We start from the raw sequence: 21,604 nt of genomic DNA, 5'->3' as shown, positions 1-21,604 counted from the left end.
GTCATCGTCGCAGAGGAAGCCTCCTGAAAGAATATCCACGATATTCCATGATTGACGAAGGGAAGGTCCGGGTTCCTTTTTTGCCATTTTCACGGTAGGCACAGGAGTAGGCGCGGGAGCAGCCACACTGGTAGGCACACCAGTAGGCACACAATGGCCATCATCGACGATGGTGGGGTGCGGCAACATACCGCCCCCCGGAGTTCATCGGTGACCACATGGACCCCACTGGTCCCCATGGGTCCCTGCGGCGGTTCGTGGCGTGTGGTTTGAATCTCTCGCCCGGCGTTAGACGAGGAAGGTATCCATAGGTTGCGGAGACCTTGGTGCGGCAGTCATCTAAAACAAACCCCATGCAAGGACGGGGAAAGTTCAGTGCCCTCACTGCGGATGCGAATTTATGGTGGCTGTCCAGTCGGCGATGATGACGCTAGTGCTCTCCGCGACGGTGTCCGCATTCATGGACATCCTCAATGCGTGTATAGCTCACTGGCGTCTCTCGCTCGTGACACCCGCGTGACGTCCATGGGACGTCCAGCGGACATCCGATGGACATCCGATGGACATCCGATGGACATCCGTCACCCCCCTCTTCGTGTGTGGCGTAATTCCCTCAGTTAGGGTGAGGGTTTTTCCAACGCGGTAGGTGATTCTCGACTCCTGCGAGGAGGTGGATTGGATGGGGCTGAAGGAGATGTTCGTCCTCTGGGCGTCCTTGACGGGGCTGTGGCTTGCGATTGACATCGCGTTTTCCATTCGGATTCGGCAGTTGAGACGCCAAATGCGGCGGGGGCGATGATTCCCCCGCTCACATGCCAAGCGCGGCCTTGGCGTCCCGTTCGAGACATTCTGCTATCCAGGCGTTCATGGACTTTCCGGCGCGCTTGGCGGCAAGTGCGATGTCTCGATGCACTTCGGGACTGACGCGAACGACGAACTGCCCCGAGTACGGCTTTTCGGGTTCTTCCCCCCGCTCGCGGCAGAACTCGAGATAGTCATCTACGGAATCGCGAAAAGCCTGCTCCAATTCGTCGACTGAGCGGCCTTGGAATGTAATCACGTCGCGAGTGTTGATGACTTCCCCATGAAAGACCTTGGCCTCGTCATCGTATTCGACATGCGCCATATAGCCCTTATACGTCATCATCCGGCGTCACCCCCGCTTCGATGAGAAACCGACGCACGGCCTTGACCGCTCCCTTGTCGGCCACAGGAGAAGGGTGAGGGCGATGAAAGACGGCGCGGCGTCCATTCAACGCCACGCGCACACGCGAACCACGCCCCTCCGTGATTTCCGCACCACATGCGCGCAACAGCGACTCAATGGCATCCCAACGGACGTCGGAACGTACCGGCTCGTCAAAGATGGCGCGCAGTGTTTGACGCTGGGCAGCATTCATAGTATCACCACGTAGTTTCATCATATGCCAGCATGCAGCGCATGACAAGGCGAAGAGGCACTCGCGCAGGACGTTTCCACACGTCGTCAGGACGGGATACGCGCACAAGCCCTCTAGAAGCCATTCTGACGCATTGGTCATACTCTCGCGTATGTTTAATCCCCTGCGTCATTCAACTGCCTTATACGCGAAAATCAAGCGCTTACATTACGGGTGAGGGATGAGCAGGGACGCATAGCACCCTGCCATCGCTCGTCACCCTGATGGGACAGCGGGACGGAACACTTAGACAAAAAAAGGGGCGTGACACGCACGTCACACCCCTATGGCGCACTTTGTCCTTTTGCATCACAACGACATCTGCTGGACCTTGGTGTGGGCGTCTTGCATGACCTCTAACACGCGCTGGTAGAGCTTCTCCGGAGCGATGGTGGTGCATAGGTGGTGGATGACGTTGAAGTCGACCTCATCGTGCTCCTCCAAGTAGCGCTCTATCATGTCGGTGATGACCACGGTAAGGGCAGCGCGAGCTTTGACGGTCTGGATTCCCTTCAGATACGTCTCCTTTTGTCCCTTGGTCATTGGGATTCCCTCCTCCACAGTTCCCACATGAGCTTGATTCCGTCCTTCAAACCCTGCAGATACGCGGCTCGTTCGGCGCAATCAACACATTGGGCAACACGCTCCTCGAGGTGAAGATAATCCTCTAGGTTGCGAAACGGCTCTAAGGCGGATTCGACGCTCGACCCTGGGAAGGGCGGCGTCTCATATCGCTGGTCCAACAGGCGTTCAACGACGGTCATAGCGCTTCACCTCCGATTCGCAAAGCCACATGACGTTTTCCTTGGCCCAAGACAGTTCCCTCAGCGCTTGTTCGCGCTCCTCCCCCGCAGGAAGCGATAGCGCATAATTGGCAAATCGGACATAGGCGGCGATGGTTTCCCGCAAACCGCGCTCGTACTCCGCTTGTGTCATTGCGCCCGCCTCGCCCTCGTTCGACTGGGCAGTAGCTGCGCCACAGGTGAGGCGATGGCATGTTGTTTGTGCAGGTCTTCGTCGGCAAGGTGAACATAGCGTTTGGTCATGACGAGGGAGCTGTGGCCTAACTGACGCTGAAGGGCGAACACATTGCCTCCCCCGCGCAGAAACATGATGGCGCTTGTATGGCGCAGCATGTAGGGCGTCACCTTGACGCCAAGCTTGCGGCTGTACTCGGCAAGCTTGTGCGACCACTCGTTGGAGGGCAGCGGGCGTCCGTTTGCACTCGCAAACAGCGGTACGTCATCGCCCCAATCATCGGGACGTAACGCCATGAGACGCCGCAACGCTTTTGAGGTCTGTGGAGACATGACCACGACACGGCTTGTCCGCGTCTTTGCGACAGTGGACGGGACATGGATTTCGAGGGCGTCCCAACGGATGTCTGCGGGGGTGAGTTGCAACGCTTCTCCCGGGCGAATGCCCGTGTCGAGTTGGAGCAACATCAACGCATAATCGCGTCGGCCTGCGTAGGTCTGCTGATTTGGGAGCGCGAGCAGACGTTCCAGCGTTTCGGCGTCAATGTTCCGGCTCGCGCCCTCATCCTTTCGTTTCGGGATTTGGACAGGGTTCTGGTCAAGGTAACCTTCCTGCACACACCACGCGCAGAAGGCCTTGAGATAAGCACGACGCAAGTTGTAATGGGCGGGGGAAGACGCACGTAACGAAGCGAAATGAGCGACGACGGCGCGCTTCAGCTTGGGGATGTCAGGCCATTTCTCCCCGTGCTCGTCAAAAAACGAGGTGATGTGATAACGGTAGCCACGGAGCGTGGATGGAGCGGTGCCCTCAGCCTCCTTCGTGAACATGAATTCTTTGAGCGCCATCTGCCATGTAATGTCCATCCATTTCTGCCTCCCCAGGGTGAAGTCTTCTGGGGTAGGTGGGGGAGACTTTAGCCACAGCAGACTGCACAAAATCTTGACTACATTTCGTGGTGCGGAGATAATCGAAATACCGCATCACGTCGCGGATTTCTCGTCGGGATGGCGGAACAGGCAGACGCAGCAGACTTAAAATCTGCTGGGGGTATCCCCGTGCGGGTTCGAGTCCCGCTCCCGGCATAACGGCGCGGGTTTCCGCGCCTTTTGTGTTTCTTCCCCTCACGTTAACCACAGAAGACTTCACCAATTTGTTTGCCTCCATTTTGGCTCATTTTGTGGCGCGGGTTCCCGGGTCTTCGGGAGCCTGCTTCTATGTTTTTTGAGCGCTCAATTCTTTCAAATTTCTTTCACTGGCAATCGACAGGTCACCGAAATTCGGAACAAGCCGCTCATGGCGTTCCTCCGTCACCTTGATCCGTCGCCTTTTTCCTGCGGTGTGCCAGACGTTCACGCACAATTTGCATGGCGATCGCGTCATCGACGTATCCCGCGGGGACCAGGTAATCCGGGATGGCGTCTGTGGCGAGCAAGAAATACAAAATACCGCTTGCCAAGATGTTCTTTTCGTCTTCGGGCGTGTCAGGGCGGGAGAATCGCGCGTACATTTCGTCCAAATCGCGTATGAAACCACCGATACCCTGGATCTGTCCGCGTTTCGAATGGTATTTCTCCGCGATGAGTTGTTGTCCCTCATCGGTCTGCGCATAGACCTCGTATTTCTCCAGTTCCCGTTCAATTTCTTTTCTTAAGTCTTCCATCTTTTCGAGCCCCAGATAATGGAGCAGTGTGTCGATCTCGGCGCCAGTGGTCTGCGATCGACTGTGCGCCGCCTCGTCTCGAGCGAGCGGCAGGCCGGCCGCTTCCGCGAGTGTCGCCGCGGGCACGTCCAGCGCTTCCGCCATGCGGCGCAGGTAATCCAAATTCACGCGTTGTTTGCCCGCGATCATTTTGGATATGGTGCTGACACTGATGCCTGTTGAGGCCGCCAATTGACGCATCGACATGGATCGCTCGCGCAACAAGGCTTTCACCGTATCTTCGAGCCGTCCCATCTCGTTTCACCTTCGTCCGCCCGCGCAGTTGCCGGAATGTGTCGCCTGCGTTTCGCGCGTTTCGATTTTCGCAACACATTGCATCACCTGTTGCGCCTCCTAGGCATAGGATACGTCGGCAAGCATCACTTTGGACCCATGGATGCGGAGCGTTCGGCAGGGGGTGGGCAAGCATGGACATGAGCTCGGCGACTTCGCGTACGGAGGCGCGATCGGACATCGTATCCGACGCGGATCGGATGGCGTCCGTGAGTACGAAAAAGGGATGGGGCCGTTATCTGTGGTCGTTCTGGGTGTTGCTAGGCCCTGGGTTTCTTGCGGCATTGGCCGACAACGATGCGGGCGGCGTGATCTCCTACACGGCCACGGGCGTTCAGTTTGGCATCGGGTTGTTTGTGCCGCTGGTGCTATGTCTCGCTGTGTTGACCTTCACCGTGCAGGAGATGAGTATGCGCCTCGGCGCGGTCACGCAGGAGGGATTCTCGAGGCTTGCGCATCAACGATACGGAAAGTTTTGGGGTATCTATCACGTGACGACGCTCGCCTTCGAGAATCTGCTCACCCTCATCACAGAGTTCATCGGGATGACGGCTGGATTGTCCATGCTCGGGATTCCGATGTGGCTCGCTGATCTCCTGTGTCTGGTGTTCGTCGTCTTGTTCGTGCTGTTTACCGGCTACTTCACGAAAGAGCGGATCGCGCTTGTCATCGGCGCGCTGAACATCGTTTTCCTCGTCGTGGCCGCCATGACGCACCCCAGCCTAGAGGCGCTGGGACGGGCGTTTACCACGTGGAATGTCCCCGCGTCTCTGCGAGGCGATGTCACCTGGTTTGTCATCGCCACGGTCGGAAACGCCATCGCCCCGTGGATGATCTTTTTCCAAGGCAGCGGCGTGATCGACAAAGGCGTCAGTTCCCGCGAACTCAGGCTTGGGCGGATCGACACGGCGTTTGGTTGTCTCGTCCAGGTCGTGATCGCGGCCGGGATTATCATCTGTGGTGCATCGCTCTATGGGCACATTCACAACGTGAACAGTCTAGGCCCTTCGGACATCATCAGCGGCCTGCAGCACACTGTGGGTCGGATCGGGGCAGTGCTCTTTGGAATTGGCCTGTTCGACGCGGGATTTCTGGCGTCGATCACGGTCTCGCTCTCGTCGTCTTGGAGTATCGCCGAACTGTTTGGCTGGTCCAAGAGCCTCAATGACAAAGTACGAGAGGCGCCGAAGTTCTATGCAATCTACGTGGGGAGCTTGACGGTTGCCGCGCTCGCCATCCTGATTCCGCATATGCCGCTCAACCTGATTTCGATCATCACCCAGGTCATCGGGGGCGTTCTGATGACGCCGCTACTCATCTTTCTCGTCCTGATGACGAGTGATCCGGCGCTCATGGGGTCGTATCGAACCAAGCTCTGGGGCCGGATCTGGGGATGGCTGATGGTGACGCTTCTCATTGGGCTGACGCTTGCCACGCTTGTGCAAACACTCCTGCACGTGTGACACGAACCGCGGGGTGTGTCATGTGCGTCCATCCGGCTGCGAACGAGCCGTTGAAGCGTAGCGACCGAGGCGCATGATCAAATATGAGGGACGAGAACGCTTTCTTGTCTCTGAGATCTTGACAGGGGCTTCGCCGCGTGTTACAAAGGCAGAGGAAAGCAGGCGGTTCACATGGCGCATGCCCGGAACCGCGTTGCGGGAATTGCATACCTTACGTTTGAAGATGCGTTCCTCGTTAGGCGAGGCTACTATACGAACACAAGCCACTGCCCGGAAACGTGGAGACACGCCAATGGGTAGAACAGGTATGGCCGGCTTAAGGCTTTACCTAACGTGGCTGGGTTATCCCTACGTCGTATAGTGCCAAAGCTCAACCAGGGGGGATATGCATAGGATCTGCCTATGCCCCCTGGTTTCCAGGGGGCTTTTCGTTGGAGCCATGAGAGGAGCCGTGGAGGAGGTGATGGGTATGGACAGTCCGTCGAGTAGTCGCCCAATCGGTGTAACAAGGTCGCGAATGATGGGCCGACGTCCAGGATTCGATGGATCGCATTCTATGAGGGCGTGGGGACTGCCTGCCCATCGCCCGTCCAGAGGTGATAGTCATGGCTCGCAATGTTCATGTGTATGCGAAGGATTTGCATGAGCTGGAGCGCGAACTCCGCGCTAAGGATATGGCTCGTGTTGCCAATTTGCACAACAAGCGGGGCTTTTGGGCGAGGCTTCGCCTGATTTTGGTCCTGATAGGTCCCGGTGTGTTGACGATGATCGCCGACAACGACGCGGGTGGCGTCATCACCTACGCTCAGACGGGCGCCACCTACGGCATTGGCTTTTTCATTCCTTCGCTCATCATCGCGGGTTTCATCGCGTACGTCGTTCAGGAGATGACGGTGCGCCTCGGCGCTGTGACGCAGAGGGGCCATGCCGAGATGATCTGGGGCCGGTACGGTGCGTTCTGGGGCTGGTTTTCCTTGATCGATCTCGTCGTGGCGAATGTGCTCACCTTGGTCACGGAGTTCATTGGAATCAAAATTGGAATGGGCGTGTTCGGCGTTCCTGGCTGGTTGAGCGAATCCATCGCGCTTGCCATCGACGTGTTTGCCCTTTTGGTGCTGAGGTATTACACCTGGGAGCGCATCGCGCTGTGGATCGCTGCCGGCAATCTGATCTTCATTCCGTTGATGTTCATGGCGAAGCCGCATTGGTCCGCCGTGGCGGACGCGTTCGTGAACTGGAATGTACCCGGTGGTTTTACGCCGTCGTTCTTGTTCATCATTCTGGCCAACTTTGGCACCACCATTGCGCCTTGGATGCTGTTTTTCCAACAGTCGTCCGTGGTTGACAAGGGGCTGACGGAGCGAGATATCCGCCATGGCCAGCTGGATACGGCGCTTGGCACACTGGCGATGATCGTGGTGGCGTGCGCCATCATCGTGTTGACCGGCACGGTGATGCATGGTTCGCGAGGCGTGAACCTGGATATCTCCGGTATCTTGAACGTGCTGGGCGCGAAAATCGGTCCCGTCGGCGAGCGGCTGTTCGCCTTGGGCCTCGTCGAAGCAGGCCTCATCGCCGCCATCGCGCTCACGGCAAGCACCTCGTGGGCGATGGGCGAGGCGTTCCACTGGCCGAAGAGCATCAACATGCCGGCTCGCTTGGCTTGGAAGTTCTATGTGCCGGGGATTGCGAGCGCCGTGATCGCGGCCGCCATCGTGCTGATACCGCATGCGCCGCTTGGCTTTCTGAACATGATTGTCCAGGTCATCGCGTCCATCTTTATGCCGGCGGCGCTCATGTTCCTGATGCTTCTTTTGAACGATCGCGACGTGATGGGCCAGCACGTGAATCGCAGGTGGCAGAACGTGTCGGGATTTGCCATCATCGGGCTCCTCGTGGTGCTGAACGGATTGTCTGGGTTGACGGTCATCTTTCCGCATCTGTTCTGAGGGAGGAGGGTGGAATCATGAAGCGTAAGCACGACGTGATGGTTGAACGGGTGCCGGTTGCGCCGATTCCCCCGTCGGAGCCGCTGCCGCGTGCCCACGTGAAGGGCTGGGTCAAGGCGGTGTTCTGGGGACTTCGCGTGTACATCGCTTTGATGCTCGTCCTCGTGGTCATCGGCTTGGCGAAAGGCAGCTTCTGAGGCGATGCGGGGTTTGACCATCGATGGAATAGAGCCTCGAGCGCGGCGATATGATCCAAAGGCCTGCATCCCGGATGTGACGCGCGGGAAGCAGGCCTTGTGTATGTTTCACAGGTGATGGCGACGAACTCGATCACGCTGACCGCTGGCGCGGGCTCGGGGTCCTGCGGCATGCAGGACGGCGGAGCGGGCTGCGAGCAAGGCGCCAACGGCCACTGCGCCCAAGATCCACTTCATTTCCTGGACCTCCTCGCCGAGATACCCCATTCCATGCGCGAGTTTCCCCGGGGAAAACCTATCCCAGATTATGCGCGCCGAGAGCCATCCGTTCTTGCCATCGCCGTTCCTCATCTGTTGCGCAGTCGAGGGCACCGGGAGTGGATTTCGAGGGTTCTTCAAGCTGGGGGTGGTATCGTAAGAACTGCGGAACCCCCCTGAAACCCCCTGAATAGGCTTGGCCGCCGCGTTTGCGGCGGCGCTTTTTTCTACGAGCTGGCGCGGTGAAGTTCGGTTGTCCTGCTGTGTCCTCATACGTCACAAAATTTCAATGGACTTTCAAGCGAAAATGCGTATGCTACATATTGAACCCTTCCATTCCCCCTGGGTTTCATTGTGGCCGCCGTGGGATTACGGCGGTTTTTTCTTTTCATGGTGCCGTGCGATCCGGCAGCAACCAGTAAATCACCAGGCCGGCCACGGTCGCGATGGCGATGCCGTTCTGCGGCGCGCCGATGCCAAGGATGAAAATGACCGCCACCACGATGAGATTCTTGGTCTTGGTCAAATCCACCTTCGCCTCAATCATGTGCCGAATGCCCATCGCGGCGATCATGCCGTAGAGCAGGATGCCCACGCCCCCCACCACGGCGGGCGGGATCGACTGAATGACCGCGCTCACCTTGCCGACAAGCCCGAGAATGATGGCGATCACGGCCGCCCCTTGAATGATGCGGCTCGAGAAGTTCCTTGTCATGGCCAACACGCCCAGGTTCTCCGCGTACGTCGTCTCCGCGGGCCCGCCGAGGAGCGCGGAAATCAGCGTGGCCAGGCCGTTGCCGAACAAGATCGACGCAAATCCCGGATCGCGCGTCACGTCGCGCTCGATGATCTCGTTCAAGACAAACATGTGGCCGAGATCCTCGACCATGGTGACAAGCGCGATGGGCGCCATGCTCGCGATGGAGGCGAGGCTCCAGTCAGGGACGTGGAAGGTCGGGAACTCGATCCACGCCTCGTGAGCCACGGCTTGTCCCACATGTACGAAGCCCCGGGCGAGCGCGTACAGGTAACCGATGACAATGCCCGCGAGAATCGGGATGATCCGCAAGGCGCGGGGGCCGGCGATGGCGCACACGACAGCGGCGGCGAGTGTCACGATGGCGACGTCCCAGTGCGTGGACGCATCCACGGTCACGGCCGTGGTCGCGAGCGACAATCCGATGATCGCGACCACCGGGCCGACCACGACGGAGGGAATGGCTCGGCGGACGCGATCGAACCCCACAATGCGCACGGCAAGCGCAAATAGAAAGTAGACGATGGATACGCTCACGAGTCCGGTGACGGCCTGCCCTGGCGCATGATGTCGGGTGACATACAGGGTAAGGGGCGCGATGAAAGCGAAGGACGATCCCAGATACGCGGGCACCTTGCCGCGGGTGACGGCATGAAACACGAGCGTGCCGACGCCGCTCGCCACCAGGGTTGCGCCTGGGCTCAAACCGGTGAGGATGGGGACGAGCACCGTTGCGCCAAACATGGCGAACACGTGTTGCAGGGAGAGCGGAAGCTTTCGCAAACGAGCGTTCAACGGCATGACCTCCTGTGAGATGGATACAGGGCCCCGCATGTGTGCGATGGTCCGCGGAAAGTATAACCACGATCTCGTCAAAACTCAAAGGAGTGTGGTCGCTTGCGGTGGGGAGTGGCAGCGGTGGCGCTTCTTGTCGCAGCCGCCCTCACGGGCTGCGACACGGTGAGCGAACATGGCGGAAACTTCATCGGCGAAAGCACCAATCAGACGGTGAACGGCTCGGCTCCTGAATCGGGTACGAATCGGACCGATCTCGGCAACCGGGCGCTTGGCAGCGATCGCGGTGAGACGGGCAATGCCCTCGGTGGAAGTCAACATCAGCCCACGAGCGGCCGCGGCACCTCGTGAGGCGAATGGGAGCCAAAGATACCCCGCCCAGGCTGAGATGGCCAGAGGCGGGGTGAGTTTTCATTGCGGATTGGTCATGATGAGCGTGGCCGATTTCAGGAGCACCCGGTTGGGCAAGCGGAGCGAATCGATGACGAGTTCGGCCACATCCTCCGGTTGCATCTGGTGATCCTCGTCGCCGAGCTTGAGGCCGACGTTTCGCGCGAGTTCGGTGTTGACGGTGCTCGGCAGGATGGCCATGACGCGGATGTTGTGCTTCCTCACTTCGTACATCAGGGACTCGGTGAAACCCAGCAGTCCGAACTTCGACGCGGAATAGGCCGACGTGGTGGCATTGCCCTTCTCGCCGGCGGTCGAGCTGATGTTGACAATATGGCCTCGGTTGCGCTCCACCATGTGGGGCAAAATGGCGCGCGTCGCGTAATACGTGCCCAGGAGATTCACTTGGATGATGCGCTCCCATTCCTCGACGGGCATGTCGAGGACGCTGCCGAACTTGGCGGTTCCTGCGTTGTTGATGAGAACATCCACGGATCCCAATTGATCCTTCAGTTGTGCGATGGCCGACTCGATCGAGGCTCGATCCGCGATGTCCGCTGCGCTCGTGTACACCGACACGCCGTACGCGGTGCGGATGCTGTCGGCGACCTGCCTCAGATCGCTTTCTGTCCGCGCGACGAGCCCCAGGTTCACGCCTTCCTTGGCCAGGTGTTCGGCAATGGCCTTGCCGATGCCTTTCCCCGCGCCGGTCACGATGGCGTTCCATCCCCTGAGCGATTGTGCCATGTCTGATTCCCTCCTCTGATTATCTGGACGCGTCCCCATTATAGAAGACGCGTAAGCTGCTTTCAAAAAGAGAGCAAGGAGTCTGGGGGCCTGGTGACCTCGTGTCAACGCCTGCACGGTTGGAGCGCATGTGACATACACGAGAACATGGCGAAGGGGGTGAAACACGATGAAGATCTGGACCGCCTTGATCCAACTCGCGCAGACCAAGCGGCTCAGCACGCTCATCATCGGCTTGTTGGCCTCGGCCAAGCTCATTACGGATGCGCTCGGGCTTCCCTTTATCACGGATCCCGAGATGAACGCGATCGCCAATGCGGTGGCGTCGGTCGTCACCGTGATCGCCATTTTCATGACGCACAGCAAGTCGTCGGGCACGTCCTCCTCTTCATCCGGTGGTGGCGGCGCTTCGAGCGGAAGTCAAGCGAGCTCGGGCCTCGCGGGTGACGGGGCGACCGCTTCTGCTTCGCCCGCGAATGCCTCGCCGCAACAGGCGTCCGACGGATATGCCCGGCCTCCAGGCTCGTAAACATGCAGGCGGCGGCGTGCGTCTGGTAGAATCGAAGGGCACCGATAGAGGCCTGGAGGAATGGAACATGCCAGAGCGCGTCGTCACAACGCTTGAAGTTCGCTGGGGGGAGTGCGATCCGGCAGGGATCGTGTATCACCCGTCGTACGTTGACTGGTTCTCCATTGCGAGAATGCATTTTTTGAAGGAAAACGGTATTCATTATATGGCCGACTTTCACGATGGCGGCGTCACCGTGGTGGTCACGGACGTTTCCTGTCATTACCGGAAGGCTCTTCGCGCCGAGGATATCGCGCATGTGAGCGCAAGGCTCGTGGAACTGGGCAGGACTCGCCTGGTGTTTCGCTACGAGGTGACCAATGAGCGAGGGGATTTGTGCGCTTGGGGAGAAACGCGCCACGCATTTGTCGATCGCGACACGCTTCGACCGGTGAACCTCGCCAAGTTTGCCTCGGGACTGTGGGAGCGATTGGCTCAGCTTCCCATCTCGCCTTTGGACGAAGGGGAGCGGTGACAGAACGGAGAGGGGCGACGGAATCCGAAGGGGATGCCGTCGCCCCTGGACTTTTAGAGAGACATCATCTCTTCGTGCAATTCGTCGTACATCTGCGCCTCGGAGAGCGCGATGTATCGACCGGTTTCATACATCACCTCGAGATCGTGCGTGGAGGTGAACGTCTCGAGGATTTGTTTGCACAGCTGGTAATGTCGAGGCTCATGCTCGTCGGCGTGAACGTCCCAAAACAACGTGTTGATGGGCCCTCGGCGCTGGTAATGCGGATGCCGGAAGCCTTCACCGATTCGAGCCATCACTTGGCCCGCGAAGAGCTCGGAACCCAGACCCACGGCCGCCATCGCCTGAAGCGGCGTGGCTTCGCGGAAGAATTGGATGAACGTGTCCACGGCCTTCCCCACCGCTTTGGACATGGGGACGTCGGGGATGCCGTGCCCGTCTAAGCGTGCGTCGGGGGCGACGGTCCGAAGAAACGTGAGATAGAGTTTTTCATGTGCCCGGCCTGGTTGGCCGCGTCCCGCCTCATCCCAGAGGTTGTCGGCGATTGGGACCCACCACGTGTCGATGGGAGGCATGGCGGCGATGGCGGCACCGAGCACGCGCGGGAAATGTCGGCTGTAATATCCGTATTGGAGCGCGAAGTACCGGATTTGAGCCTCGCTGTACGCCCCGGCGCCAAGCGTCTGCAGAAAGCGACCGTTCAGGAAGTGCTCTTCCACCAACGTGAGCATCGCTCGTTCCACGTCAGCGTAGGAAGACAACGTGAGGTGTGGAAGTGACACAAACATCCTCCTTCTTCGCATGGATGGTTACCCGCATGGCCTTCACCTGCAACTCGATACAGGCAGCTTCGATAGGATACGAGAAGGATAGGGGCGCGATCAACCGTTCTCAAGTCCACCTGTCGTTGACACCTCCTGTTTTCGGTTGCTACAATGAGGGGGCTGTGTGCGGCTGTAGCTCAGAGGGAGAGCACTACCTTGACACGGTAGGGGTCACAGGTTCGATTCCTGTCAGCCGCATTCACTCGAGGCCGCCGGGCAACATGTCCGGCGGCCTTTCCGTACTCAGCCTTTGCGCAGGTTTCTCGGACGGTTTTGGCGGAATTCAAGCTCGCTTTGAACTTTCTTTGAGATCAATAGAGGTGGCATTCGCCCTTGTGTCGAACTTCTATCCATCTGTCCTGTCGCCTCACCGGGCTGGAGGGACGGGCGAGGAGTGGCGATCACAACATGAGGCGTATCCATTGGGCAAAGACACTCTTCCCCGTTCTGGAGGGACGCTAGCGATGTGGACGTGGTGGGCCGCTGGCCTGGCGGGTCTCGGCGGCATAGGGTATGTGACGACCGTGTTGCCCACGCAGTGGCTCAAGGTGGAACACGTCGACTGGCAACTCGGCCTGGCGCGAACCATTCTTCAGGTGAGCGATCTTCACGTCGAACGAAATCGCGTTCAGCCGGATCGCCTGAAGTCCGTCTGCCGAGCGGAGCGTCCGGACTACATCTGTCTGACGGGAGATTATGTGGACTCCGAGAGAGCCATCCATCGTCTGATGCCGTATCTCCGGGCGCTGCAAAGCGTCGGCGTGCCGATGTATGCCGTGCTTGGGAACCACGACTATCGGCTTCGGGGGCGGATTCGCCGGCTGGTCCATGTTCTGGAGGATCACGGCGTGACGGTTCTTCGGAACGAAGCCGTCATTCTGGACGGATTCAATCTCGTCGGGATCGACGATTATCAAACGGGAAAGAGCGATGAACGTTCGGCGTACGAGCGCGTGCGCAAGGACTGGCCGGTCGTGGTGATGACTCACGACCCGACGTTTGTTCTTTCAGCGCAGCGCAAGTTTGACGCCTTCATGGCAGGGCATCTGCACGGCAAGCAGTTTCAACTTCCGTTCTTTTACTATCTCAAACCCATGGGCCCGTTGGCGAAGCGCGGCATCTACGCAGGCATGCATCGCGCGGAAGCTGGGCCCTTCTACATTTCGAAAGGGGTGGGCCAGTCCGGCATCAATCTGCGCTTCTTGGTGCGCAGTGAGGTCACGGTTCACCATCTGTGAACATGTCGCTGCCGAGGAGGGACAAGTATGGCGGATTTTCGCGACGTGAATCTCTTGACGCGGTTGGATCGCCTGCCGATCACGCCGCGCCTCGTGGGCATCATTGCGCTGTTGTCGCTTGTGTGGCTTGCGGAGGCGTTTGACATCGGCATCGTCGGGCCCGTGCTGACCACGCTTGAGAAGGCGTGGCACATGACGGCATGGCAGACGGGACTTTTGGCCATCGCCTCGACCATCGGCATCGTCATCGGGATGATCCCGGCGGGGATGATGGCGGATCGACTGGGCAGAAGGCGGGTCATCCTGCTGGGCATCGCGTGGTTTTCCATCGTCACCATGCTCGGCGCGCTCGCCCACAACGTGGCGGACCTGTTTTTCGTCCGGCTTGTTGCAGGGATCGGCGAGGGAGCCGTGTTGCCCATGCCGTATCTCATTCTATCCGAGTTCACGAATCACCGCCGCCGCGCGGTCAGCGTGGGCTACGCGAATGGGATCCTGACCGCCGCGTACGTGGTTCCGAGCCTCGTATCGGTCTTTGCGCTCCATCATTACGCTGAAGACGTGGCGTGGCGCATTCCGTTCCTGCTCGGAGGCGTGCCGCTTCTCATGCTCATTCCCATTGGCCTTTGGCTTCCGGAGTCGCCGCGATACCTGCTGGACAAGGGTCGCCAGGCACCGGTCGCTCGGCTGGTGGAAGCGCTTGAGCAGGAGGCGGCGCTGCCGCACGATGAAACGCTGTACGATGAAGTCATCGCTGAGACCCTGGACGAGACGCCGCACGACATGCTGCGGACGCTTCGCTCCATCTTCCGGCCGCCGCTTTTGACCCGCAGCGCGATGGTCATCCTCCATCTGACGGCTGCGCTCATCCTGTTCTACATCCTGCAGGTCTATGGGCCTGAGCTTCTGGCGACCCGAGGGCTTGGGGTGTCGAATTCCATCCTGTACACCGGTCTCATGATGCTTGTCGCGGGGTTCGGTTCTGTGTGTCAAGGCTATTTGTCCGATCGCTTCGGACGAAGACGGGCGCTGGCTCTGTACGCTTCGCTGGCGACCATCGGCTGCCTGTTGTTTGCCTGGGTTCATTCTCGCGAAGCGACACTGGTGGCCGGATTTCTCACGGCTTTCTTCGGCCTTGGGATCTTTCCTGTTTCGAAGCTGGCGGTGGCGGAGCAGTATCCGACCGAGGTCCGGGGCCGAGGCGTGTACGTGGCAGAGATGGTGGCGCGGGGGATGAGCGGGATCGTGACGACGTACTTCATCCCCTTCATCCTGTCGATGGGCGGGGATCAAACGGTGTTTCTGGGCGTCGCAGTCGTGCTCATCGCGTTCACCGTTCCGTTCGTGGCGTTTGGACGAGAGACAGCTCAATTGCAGTTGGAGTACGCGACGAGCGTCACGCCCGTCAAGCGGATGCGGCCACGGCTCTCTCGGCACTGACGATGAAGCGATCCGCGCGGCGATGCCGCGCCTCGTTTGGATTCAGGTGTGCAAGCGCTTGCTGAAATCCCTTGCAAATCCATGAGTGGTTTGCTAGGATCATATATGTTTGTTGGTCAAACGAATTTAGGGCGAAGGTGATGGGCGTGACGACGTATTTTCCTGATGTCACTCAAATTGCGTATGAGGGCAGAGGCTCCGACAATCCGCTCTCGTTCAAGGATTACAATCCTAATGAGATGGTGTTGGGCAAGCCGATGAAGGAACACCTGCGCTTCTCGGTGGCGTATTGGCACACGTTCACGCTGTCTGGTGCCGATCCTTTCGGATTGCCGAACATGATCCGGCCGTGGGACGGCGCAACCGGAATGGACCTCGCCAAGCGTCGGGTGGAAGCGGCGTTCGAGTTCATGACCAAGCTCGGCGTCGAGTATTTCTGCTTTCACGATCGCGACATCGCGCCCGAGGGCGACACGCTGCGTGAGACGAATCGGAACCTGGATGTCATTGTCGCGCTGATCAAAGAGTACATGCAGTCGACGGGCATCAAGCTTCTGTGGAATACGCAGAACCTTTTCTCCAACCCGAGGTTTGCCCACGGTGCGGCCACGGCTCCTGATGCGGACGTGTTTGCCTACGCCGCAGCCCAGGTGAAGAAAAGTCTTGAAATTGCGAAGGAACTTGGTGCGGAAAACTATGTGTTCTGGGGCGGCCGCGAAGGCTATGAGACGCTGCTCAACACGGATCTCCGGCTCGAACTCGACAATTATGCCCGCCTGTTACGGATGGCGGTGGACTACGCGGACGAGATCGGCTTTACGGGGCAATTCCTCATTGAACCGAAGCCGAAGGAGCCCACGAAGCACCAGTACGACTTCGACGTCCAATCGGGCCTCGCGTTCCTGTACCACTACGGGTTGAAGGATCGGTTCAAATTCAACATTGAGGCCAATCACGCGACGCTCGCCGGCCACACGTTCCAGCACGAGCTCAGGTTTGCGCGCATTCATGGCCTGCTCGGATCGGTCGATGCGAATCAGGGCGACCCGTTGCTCGGCTGGGACACTGACGAATTTCCGACGAACCTGTACGAGACGACGCTCGCGATGTACGAAATCCTCCAGAACGGCGGGTTGGCACCGGGCGGCCTGAATTTTGACGCGAAGGTTCGGCGCGCCTCGATGACGCCCTTGGATCTCTTCTATGGTCACATTGCGGGCATGGACAGTTTCGCGCGCGGCCTCAAGGTGGCGGCGAAGCTTCTGGAGGACCGGGTCTTCGAGAAGGAAATTGAAGATCGTTATCAGAGCTATCGAAGCGGCGTGGGCAAAGACATTGTGGAAGGCCGCGCGACGCTCGCCTCGCTTGAGTCGTACATCATCGATAAACCGGTGACGGCCACCCGCTCGGGTCGCCAGGAGGTTTTGCTGGCGAAGCTGAACCAATATTTGCTGGAAACGGAATGATGGCGATGCCGGCTGATCGGAAGGCGCTCATGGGGATTGACGTCGGGACATCCGGCGTGAAGGTGGTCGTGATCGACCGCGAGGGAAGGACCATTGGCCAGGCGACGGTCGGATATGACGTGTCGCAGCCAAAACCGCTTTTTGCCGAACAGGATCCAGAGGATTGGTGGCAGGCGACGTGTTCGGCCATTCGGCTGGCGCTTGCGCGCAGCGACAGGCGCGGGGAAGAGATTGTGGCGGTCGGCCTCACGGGGCAGATGCACAGCCTGGTCCTCTTGGACGAGGCGGGAGCGGTCATTCGGCCGGCCATCCTGTGGTCGGATCAGCGCACGGAGGAAGAGTGCGCGTATCTCCGTGACACCGTGGGGCTGGAGCGCATGATCGAATGGGTGGCCAACCCTGCCCTCACCAATTTTACGGCGGTCAAACTGCTTTGGGTGCGCAGGCACGAACCGGAAAACTATGCGCGCATTCGCCGCGTGTTGCTTCCCAAGGACTTCATCCGGTACCGGTTGACGGGGGAGTATGCATCGGATGTGTCGGACGCGTCGGGCACGCTGTGGTTCGATGTCAAGCGTCGCAGGTGGTCCGACGAGATGCTGACCGCCCTCGATGTTCCGAGCACGTGGTTGCCGGAGGTGTACGAGTCGCCGGAGATTTCCGGGCGAGTCACCGAATGGGCGGCTGAGCGCACAGCCCTTTGCCCTGGCACGCCTGTGGCGGCCGGCGGCGGCGATCAAGCCGCGGGGGCGGTGGGCAACGGCATTGTTCGCACGGGCTTGGTGTCGAGCACCATTGGCACGTCGGGCGTCGTGTTTGCGCATGCGGACGAGATCGTCCGGGACGAACAGGGCCGGTTGCACACGTTCTGCCACGCGGTGCCGGGCAAGTGGCACGTGATGGCGGTGACGCAGTCCGCCGGCGGATCGCTCCAATGGTTCCGCAATCAGTTTGCGGACGCGGAGCGGGCGGTGGCGGCGCAGACAGGGCGAGACGTCTACGATGTCCTCAGCGACGAAGCGCGGCGCGTCCCGGCGGGGTGCGAGGGGCTGGTCTTTCTCCCGTATCTCATGGGCGAGCGCACGCCGCACCTGGATCCGCTGGCGAAGGGCGTGTTTTTCGGCATCACGCCGAGGCACACGCGGGCGCACTTTGTGCGGGCCATCATGGAAGGCGTGGCTTTCAGCCTGCGCGACGGTCTGGCGCTCATGGAGGATCTGAACCTGCCCGTGGAGGAGATCCGCGTGTCCGGCGGGGGCGCGAAGAGCGGCGTGTGGCGGGAGATCCAGGCGGGCGTCTTCGGAAGGCCTGTGGTGGCAATCGAGGCGAACGAAGGGCCGGCGTTTGGCGCGGCCATTCTCGCGAGCGTGGCCGCCGGGATGTTCGACGACGTGGTGACGGCGGTCGACGCCTGGGTTCGCGCGGAGGATACGGCGCAGCCGGTGGCGGAAGACGTGGATGTGTACCGCCAGGCGTATCAGACGTATCGCGCCTTGTATCCGGCGCTCAAGCCGCTGTTCAGGGCTGCGCCATCGCGAGAACATGCGCAATGAGGCATATCGTAACGTTAGGCGGTGCGCCCATGGAGCCCGGTCGTCCGGGTTTCCGTGGGCGCCGGCGTTTGTGGGCAGAATGAGGCGTGCAAAGTGGTTTTGAGGGAGCAGGATATCTCGACTTGAAAGCGTATAGCTACCGAGGGAACATCATGAGAAGGGGTGGCGAGCATGCCCGCAGTGGAGACGACGTATGGCGGTGAGCGCGCGATCCGGCTTTCGCACGGGCGCTACGAGGCCTATCTGCTGCCCGGATGGGGCAACCTCGTGGCGCTGCGAGACACGGCGCGAGGCTTCCGGTTCTTGCGCGAACCGGAGTCGGAGATGGACGAATTTCGCAAGACGCCCGGCCGGTACGGGATTCCCGTCCTGTATCCGCCGAATCGGTACCGGGACGGCGAGTTTACCATCGCGGGCAAGGCGTATCGCCTTCCGGTGAATGAGGAGGCCACGCACAATCATCTCCACGGCTTCTTCATGCGCATCGAGTGGCCCATCGTCGACATGGGCGAAGATGAGGGCGGCGCGTACGTCGAAATGGCCCACGACGTCGGAGAAGGGCATCCGGTCTATCGCCACTGGCCGCACACGTTTCGTTTCGCCATTCGCTATGAACTGTCTGACGCAGGGTTGGTGCAGCGCGTCCGGATCGACAACCGAGGGGACGAGCCCATGCCCGTCATGCTCGGGTTCCACACCGCGGTCAATGTGCCGTTTTCGCCGGAATCCACCGCCGAGGCGTGCACCGTTCAGCTCACCATCGGCGAGCGCTGGGAGCTCGACCATCGCAAATTGCCCACGGGCCGGTTCCAGCCGCTGAACGAGAACGAACGGAAGATGCCGGTGGGCGGCGCCGATCCATTCTATGAACCGATGGACAACCATTACACGGCTCGCCCGCAGGACGGGCACAATCGGATGGTGCTGACCGATGCGCGCCTCGGGCTTTCGTTCGTGTACGACGTCGATTTGAAGTACCGGCACTGGATGGTCTGGAACAACAACCGCTGCGGCACGTTCTTCTGCCCTGAGCCGCAGACCAACATGGTCAATGCGCCGAACATGGACCTGCCGCAGGATGTGACGGGGCTCATCGTCCTTGCGCCCGCGGAGACGTTCACGGCGCAAAGCCGCATGTACGTGCAATCTGCGCAGTCGTTGAAAGGAGCGGGGGAGCATGGCGCTGAGAGCGCGCAGTGAGGTTCCTGAACACGAGACCTGGGATTTGTCGCCCCTATTTGTGACTGTCGATGCGTGGGAGGAAGCGCTCCAGCGCGTGCGCAAGCTGGCGGACGAGATCGCCGAGATGGCCTCGAAGTCGTTCGGCGGACCGGCCGAGGTGGCCCGCGCGTTGGCGCTGCACGACGACATGTTGCGCCTTGGCACCGACGTCGAGCGGTATGCCATGAGCAAGTTTGCGGAGGACGCCACGGATGAGGGCGCTCAGCGGCTGATGTCCATGGCGCAGCTCGCGCTGGATCGCGCGGGGGAGGCTGCGGAGGCGCTGGTGGCGGCGCTCTGCCGCGTGCCCGAGGGCGATCTCGCCGCCTGGCGCGAGGAGGAGGCCCTGCGGCCCTATGCGCCGTACTTCGGCGAGATCGACCGGGAACGCCGACACCGGCTTGCCGATGAGGCGGAAAAGGTGCTTGCCGCGCATTCGTCAGCCTTCGCTCTTCCTTCTGGGATTTACGAGGCGGCAACGGGGGCGGACATGCGCTTTGAGCCGGTTCGGGACAGCGGCGGGCGGGAGGTGGGCGTCACGCCGTCCGCGCTTCTCATGCACATTGAGACCTCCCACGACACTGCGCTTCGTCATCGCGCTTACGACAGCGTGGTGAACGGACTGAGGCCGTATCAGCACATCCTCGCGCGATCGCTTGGCGCCAAGATCCAAAGCGACGTGGTGACGGCGCGGGTGCGTGGGTTCGAAAGTGTCTTCGACATGTTGCAGAGCACGCGGCTCGGCGGAACGATGGCCGCCAACCAGGTTCCTCCGGAGCACTACTTCATGGTGCAGGACGTGATGCTGAACGAGCTCGCTCCGCACATGAGGCGGCTCGCTCGTTTGCGCAGGCGGGTGATGGGACTTGAAAAGGTCCGGCTTTGCGATACCAAGGCGCCTTTTGTCCCGCTCACGGACGGAGCCCTCACGTTTGATGAGGCGCGGGAACTCATCCTGGAGGCGGCTCGCCCGCTTGGAGACACGTACGGCGACATCCTGCGCCGCGCGTTCGAAGAACGATGGATCTACTGGGCGCGCAACCAGGGCAACTGGAACGGCGCGTTTTGCGGCGAGTCGAGCGTTCACCCATACGTGTTTTCGCCGTTCGAGGGCGGGGTGTACGACGTTTTCGTCATGGCGCACGAGCTCGGCCACGCCGTGCACCTTTATCTCGCGTGCCAGAACGAGCGGCCTTCGAACCTGTCGTTCTCAAACTTGTTCATCGAGACGCCGTCGACGCTCATGGAGCACATGGTGGCAAACGCGCTCATCCAGCGTGCGGAGGACGACGCGGCTCGCGCGAAGGTTCGCATGATGCAGATGTTCACCTTCCACCACGACTTCGTCACACACCAAACGGAAGCCGAAATCCTGCGCCGGCTGTATGCCATCGCGGATCGCGGCGAGCCCCTTTCGACGGACGTGTTTCGCCGGGTATCGAGAGAAGTGTTGACCGACTTCTGGCAGGACGCGGTCGATCTCGACGAAGGGGCGGATCTGTACTGGATGCGCCAGCCGCACTATTACATGGGCCTGTACCCGTACACGTATGCGGTGGGGTTGGCCGCGTCCACGCTGATCGCCGATCGCATTCTCGCCGGTGATGCGGACGTGCTCGCCCGCTGGATCGAGGTGCTGCACGTCGGAGGCGGAAAGACGCCGCTTGAGCTTTTCGCCCACGTGGGGCTCGACATGGGCGATCCGGCTCCCTATCGCGAGGCGATTCGCAAAGTGGGCGAGATCGTCGACGAGTTGGAGCGGGCGTTCGCCTGACGCGCGGACGCCCAGGAGTATACGGCTCCCGCCCCGAAGGAACAATGGAGGTAAATGGAATATGCGATCCGGGGGC

General features: G+C 60.2%; 23 protein-coding genes, 2 tRNA genes and 1 riboswitch. Of the genes, 14 read left to right on the top strand and 11 right to left on the bottom strand.

The genetic code is table 11. From position 1 onward, the window contains the following. The 7 genes from J3481_RS11290 to J3481_RS11260 all read right to left on the bottom strand — a co-directional run. Positions 1-186: hypothetical protein (locus tag J3481_RS11290; protein WP_206832197.1), on the bottom strand; the 186-nt coding region annotated here is incomplete at its 3' end. A gap of 622 nt (positions 187-808) precedes the next feature. Further along, positions 809-1,147 carry a type II toxin-antitoxin system HicB family antitoxin gene (locus J3481_RS11285; RefSeq protein ID WP_206832198.1) on the bottom strand — a complete coding sequence of 113 codons (339 nt, stop codon included), beginning with the start codon at positions 1,145-1,147 and terminating at the stop codon, positions 809-811. Beyond that, positions 1,134-1,400: a type II toxin-antitoxin system HicA family toxin gene (locus J3481_RS11280; RefSeq protein ID WP_206832199.1), complete on the bottom strand. Its 267-nt coding sequence runs from the start codon at positions 1,398-1,400 to the stop codon at positions 1,134-1,136. Before J3481_RS11280 ends, J3481_RS11285 begins: the two co-directional genes overlap by 14 nt. 348 nt (positions 1,401-1,748) lie before the next feature. Beyond that, positions 1,749-1,982, bottom strand: a complete 234-nt coding sequence (locus tag J3481_RS11275; RefSeq protein WP_206832200.1) for a hypothetical protein — start codon at positions 1,980-1,982, stop codon at positions 1,749-1,751. Beyond that, positions 1,979-2,203, bottom strand: coding sequence for a hypothetical protein (locus J3481_RS11270; RefSeq protein WP_206832201.1), 225 nt, complete (start codon positions 2,201-2,203; stop codon positions 1,979-1,981). Before J3481_RS11270 ends, J3481_RS11275 begins: the two co-directional genes overlap by 4 nt. Further along, on the bottom strand, positions 2,190-2,375 hold the full coding sequence (locus J3481_RS11265; protein ID WP_206832202.1) for a hypothetical protein: 186 nt from the start codon (positions 2,373-2,375) through the stop codon (positions 2,190-2,192). The genes J3481_RS11270 and J3481_RS11265 overlap by 14 nt, the downstream gene beginning before the upstream one ends. Continuing rightward, the gene (locus J3481_RS11260) at positions 2,372-3,283 is read right to left on the bottom strand and encodes a tyrosine-type recombinase/integrase (RefSeq protein WP_206832203.1); all 912 of its coding nucleotides are present in this window, start codon (positions 3,281-3,283) and stop codon (positions 2,372-2,374) included. The genes J3481_RS11265 and J3481_RS11260 overlap by 4 nt, the downstream gene beginning before the upstream one ends. A gap of 135 nt (positions 3,284-3,418) precedes the next feature. Here J3481_RS11260 and J3481_RS11255 point away from each other — a divergent pair. After that, positions 3,419-3,502, top strand: a tRNA-Leu gene (locus J3481_RS11255). Positions 3,503-3,711: 209 nt separating this feature from the next. On the opposite strand, the gene J3481_RS11250 is transcribed toward J3481_RS11255, so the two are convergent. Continuing rightward, a complete protein-coding gene (locus tag J3481_RS11250) occupies positions 3,712-4,374 on the bottom strand; it encodes a helix-turn-helix domain-containing protein (RefSeq protein WP_206832204.1) in 663 nt (220 codons plus the stop codon). A gap of 173 nt (positions 4,375-4,547) precedes the next feature. On the opposite strand from J3481_RS11250, the gene J3481_RS11245 reads away from it, so the two are divergent. The 3 genes from J3481_RS11245 (at position 4,548) to J3481_RS11235 (ending at position 8,022) form a co-directional block, all read left to right on the top strand. Then, the gene (locus J3481_RS11245) at positions 4,548-5,876 is read left to right on the top strand and encodes an NRAMP family divalent metal transporter (protein WP_206832205.1); all 1,329 of its coding nucleotides are present in this window, start codon (positions 4,548-4,550) and stop codon (positions 5,874-5,876) included. Positions 5,877-6,100: 224 nt separating this feature from the next. Further along, positions 6,101-6,265, top strand: a riboswitch (M-box (ykoK) riboswitch). Between the two features lie 216 nt (positions 6,266-6,481). After that, positions 6,482-7,825 carry an NRAMP family divalent metal transporter gene (locus tag J3481_RS11240; protein WP_206832206.1) on the top strand — a complete coding sequence of 448 codons (1,344 nt, stop codon included), beginning with the start codon at positions 6,482-6,484 and terminating at the stop codon, positions 7,823-7,825. Between the two features lie 17 nt (positions 7,826-7,842). Beyond that, positions 7,843-8,022, top strand: coding sequence for a hypothetical protein (locus tag J3481_RS11235; RefSeq protein WP_206832207.1), 180 nt, complete (start codon positions 7,843-7,845; stop codon positions 8,020-8,022). Between the two features lie 646 nt (positions 8,023-8,668). On the opposite strand, the gene J3481_RS11230 is transcribed toward J3481_RS11235, so the two are convergent. Next, complete coding sequence (locus tag J3481_RS11230; protein WP_407929332.1) at positions 8,669-9,838, bottom strand: uracil-xanthine permease family protein; 1,170 nt, start codon at positions 9,836-9,838, stop codon at positions 8,669-8,671. 96 nt (positions 9,839-9,934) lie between these two features. On the opposite strand from J3481_RS11230, the gene J3481_RS11225 reads away from it, so the two are divergent. Then, positions 9,935-10,183 (top strand): hypothetical protein, encoded by a 249-nt coding sequence (locus J3481_RS11225; protein ID WP_206832209.1) that lies wholly within the window; start codon positions 9,935-9,937, stop codon positions 10,181-10,183. Between the two features lie 60 nt (positions 10,184-10,243). Here J3481_RS11225 and J3481_RS11220 read toward each other — a convergent pair whose 3' ends face one another. Further along, positions 10,244-10,969, bottom strand: a complete 726-nt coding sequence (locus J3481_RS11220; protein WP_206832210.1) for a 3-ketoacyl-ACP reductase — start codon at positions 10,967-10,969, stop codon at positions 10,244-10,246. Positions 10,970-11,138: 169 nt separating this feature from the next. Here J3481_RS11220 and J3481_RS11215 point away from each other — a divergent pair, with 169 nt between their 5' ends. Both J3481_RS11215 and J3481_RS11210 read left to right on the top strand, forming a co-directional pair. Then, positions 11,139-11,498 carry a hypothetical protein gene (locus tag J3481_RS11215; protein ID WP_206832211.1) on the top strand — a complete coding sequence of 120 codons (360 nt, stop codon included), beginning with the start codon at positions 11,139-11,141 and terminating at the stop codon, positions 11,496-11,498. Between the two features lie 67 nt (positions 11,499-11,565). Next, on the top strand, positions 11,566-12,012 hold the full coding sequence (locus J3481_RS11210; protein WP_206832212.1) for an acyl-CoA thioesterase: 447 nt from the start codon (positions 11,566-11,568) through the stop codon (positions 12,010-12,012). Between the two features lie 53 nt (positions 12,013-12,065). Here the strand turns inward: J3481_RS11210 and J3481_RS11205 are convergent, their stop codons facing one another. Continuing rightward, entirely contained in the window at positions 12,066-12,743 is a 678-nt protein-coding gene (locus J3481_RS11205; protein ID WP_236017224.1) for a TenA family transcriptional regulator, read from the bottom strand. A gap of 219 nt (positions 12,744-12,962) precedes the next feature. Here J3481_RS11205 and J3481_RS11200 point away from each other — a divergent pair. The 7 genes from J3481_RS11200 (at position 12,963) to J3481_RS11170 (ending at position 21,528) form a co-directional block, all read left to right on the top strand. Continuing rightward, a tRNA-Val gene (locus J3481_RS11200) sits at positions 12,963-13,034 on the top strand. A 266-nt stretch (positions 13,035-13,300) separates the two neighbouring features. Beyond that, positions 13,301-14,074, top strand: coding sequence for a metallophosphoesterase (locus J3481_RS11195; RefSeq protein WP_206832214.1), 774 nt, complete (start codon positions 13,301-13,303; stop codon positions 14,072-14,074). Positions 14,075-14,101: 27 nt separating this feature from the next. Continuing rightward, positions 14,102-15,514 (top strand): MFS transporter, encoded by a 1,413-nt coding sequence (locus tag J3481_RS11190; RefSeq protein ID WP_206832215.1) that lies wholly within the window; start codon positions 14,102-14,104, stop codon positions 15,512-15,514. A gap of 140 nt (positions 15,515-15,654) precedes the next feature. Beyond that, entirely contained in the window at positions 15,655-16,980 is a 1,326-nt protein-coding gene (gene xylA, locus J3481_RS11185) for a xylose isomerase (protein ID WP_206832216.1), read from the top strand. A gap of 5 nt (positions 16,981-16,985) precedes the next feature. Beyond that, entirely contained in the window at positions 16,986-18,533 is a 1,548-nt protein-coding gene (xylB, locus tag J3481_RS11180) for a xylulokinase (RefSeq protein WP_236011589.1), read from the top strand. A 171-nt stretch (positions 18,534-18,704) separates the two neighbouring features. Continuing rightward, a complete protein-coding gene (locus tag J3481_RS11175) occupies positions 18,705-19,733 on the top strand; it encodes an aldose 1-epimerase (RefSeq protein ID WP_206832218.1) in 1,029 nt (342 codons plus the stop codon). After that, positions 19,711-21,528: a M3 family metallopeptidase gene (locus J3481_RS11170; protein WP_206832219.1), complete on the top strand. Its 1,818-nt coding sequence runs from the start codon at positions 19,711-19,713 to the stop codon at positions 21,526-21,528. Before J3481_RS11175 ends, J3481_RS11170 begins: the two co-directional genes overlap by 23 nt. Positions 21,529-21,604: the final 76 nt, after the last annotated feature.

It is taken from the genome of Alicyclobacillus fructus (assembly GCF_017329605.1).
In the GTDB taxonomy this organism is placed as follows: domain Bacteria; phylum Bacillota; class Bacilli; order Alicyclobacillales; family Alicyclobacillaceae; genus Alicyclobacillus; species Alicyclobacillus fructus.
The sequence above is the reverse complement of the archived record's forward strand: the minus strand, read 5'-3'. Positions and strand labels throughout refer to the sequence as shown.

What these genes read in the sequence shown, in the direction of transcription:
- J3481_RS11285 (WP_206832198.1), bottom strand. Translation starts at nt 1,147, where the DNA reads ATGATGACGTATAAGGGCTATATGGCGCATGTCGAATACGATGACGAG.
- J3481_RS11280 (WP_206832199.1), bottom strand. Translation starts at nt 1,400, where the DNA reads ATGAATGCTGCCCAGCGTCAAACACTGCGCGCCATCTTTGACGAGCCG.
- J3481_RS11275 (WP_206832200.1), bottom strand. Translation starts at nt 1,982, where the DNA reads ATGACCAAGGGACAAAAGGAGACGTATCTGAAGGGAATCCAGACCGTC.
- J3481_RS11270 (WP_206832201.1), bottom strand. Translation starts at nt 2,203, where the DNA reads ATGACCGTCGTTGAACGCCTGTTGGACCAGCGATATGAGACGCCGCCC.
- J3481_RS11265 (WP_206832202.1), bottom strand. Translation starts at nt 2,375, where the DNA reads ATGACACAAGCGGAGTACGAGCGCGGTTTGCGGGAAACCATCGCCGCC.
- J3481_RS11260 (WP_206832203.1), bottom strand. Translation starts at nt 3,283, where the DNA reads ATGGACATTACATGGCAGATGGCGCTCAAAGAATTCATGTTCACGAAG.
- J3481_RS11250 (WP_206832204.1), bottom strand. Translation starts at nt 4,374, where the DNA reads ATGGGACGGCTCGAAGATACGGTGAAAGCCTTGTTGCGCGAGCGATCC.
- J3481_RS11245 (WP_206832205.1), top strand. Translation starts at nt 4,548, where the DNA reads ATGGACATGAGCTCGGCGACTTCGCGTACGGAGGCGCGATCGGACATC.
- J3481_RS11240 (WP_206832206.1), top strand. Translation starts at nt 6,482, where the DNA reads ATGGCTCGCAATGTTCATGTGTATGCGAAGGATTTGCATGAGCTGGAG.
- J3481_RS11235 (WP_206832207.1), top strand. Translation starts at nt 7,843, where the DNA reads ATGAAGCGTAAGCACGACGTGATGGTTGAACGGGTGCCGGTTGCGCCG.
- J3481_RS11230 (WP_407929332.1), bottom strand. Translation starts at nt 9,838, where the DNA reads ATGCCGTTGAACGCTCGTTTGCGAAAGCTTCCGCTCTCCCTGCAACAC.
- J3481_RS11220 (WP_206832210.1), bottom strand. Translation starts at nt 10,969, where the DNA reads ATGGCACAATCGCTCAGGGGATGGAACGCCATCGTGACCGGCGCGGGG.
- J3481_RS11215 (WP_206832211.1), top strand. Translation starts at nt 11,139, where the DNA reads ATGAAGATCTGGACCGCCTTGATCCAACTCGCGCAGACCAAGCGGCTC.
- J3481_RS11210 (WP_206832212.1), top strand. Translation starts at nt 11,566, where the DNA reads ATGCCAGAGCGCGTCGTCACAACGCTTGAAGTTCGCTGGGGGGAGTGC.
- J3481_RS11205 (WP_236017224.1), bottom strand. Translation starts at nt 12,743, where the DNA reads ATGCTCACGTTGGTGGAAGAGCACTTCCTGAACGGTCGCTTTCTGCAG.
- J3481_RS11195 (WP_206832214.1), top strand. Translation starts at nt 13,301, where the DNA reads ATGTGGACGTGGTGGGCCGCTGGCCTGGCGGGTCTCGGCGGCATAGGG.
- J3481_RS11190 (WP_206832215.1), top strand. Translation starts at nt 14,102, where the DNA reads ATGGCGGATTTTCGCGACGTGAATCTCTTGACGCGGTTGGATCGCCTG.
- xylA (WP_206832216.1), top strand. Translation starts at nt 15,655, where the DNA reads ATGGGCGTGACGACGTATTTTCCTGATGTCACTCAAATTGCGTATGAG.
- xylB (WP_236011589.1), top strand. Translation starts at nt 16,986, where the DNA reads ATGCCGGCTGATCGGAAGGCGCTCATGGGGATTGACGTCGGGACATCC.
- J3481_RS11175 (WP_206832218.1), top strand. Translation starts at nt 18,705, where the DNA reads ATGCCCGCAGTGGAGACGACGTATGGCGGTGAGCGCGCGATCCGGCTT.
- J3481_RS11170 (WP_206832219.1), top strand. Translation starts at nt 19,711, where the DNA reads ATGGCGCTGAGAGCGCGCAGTGAGGTTCCTGAACACGAGACCTGGGAT.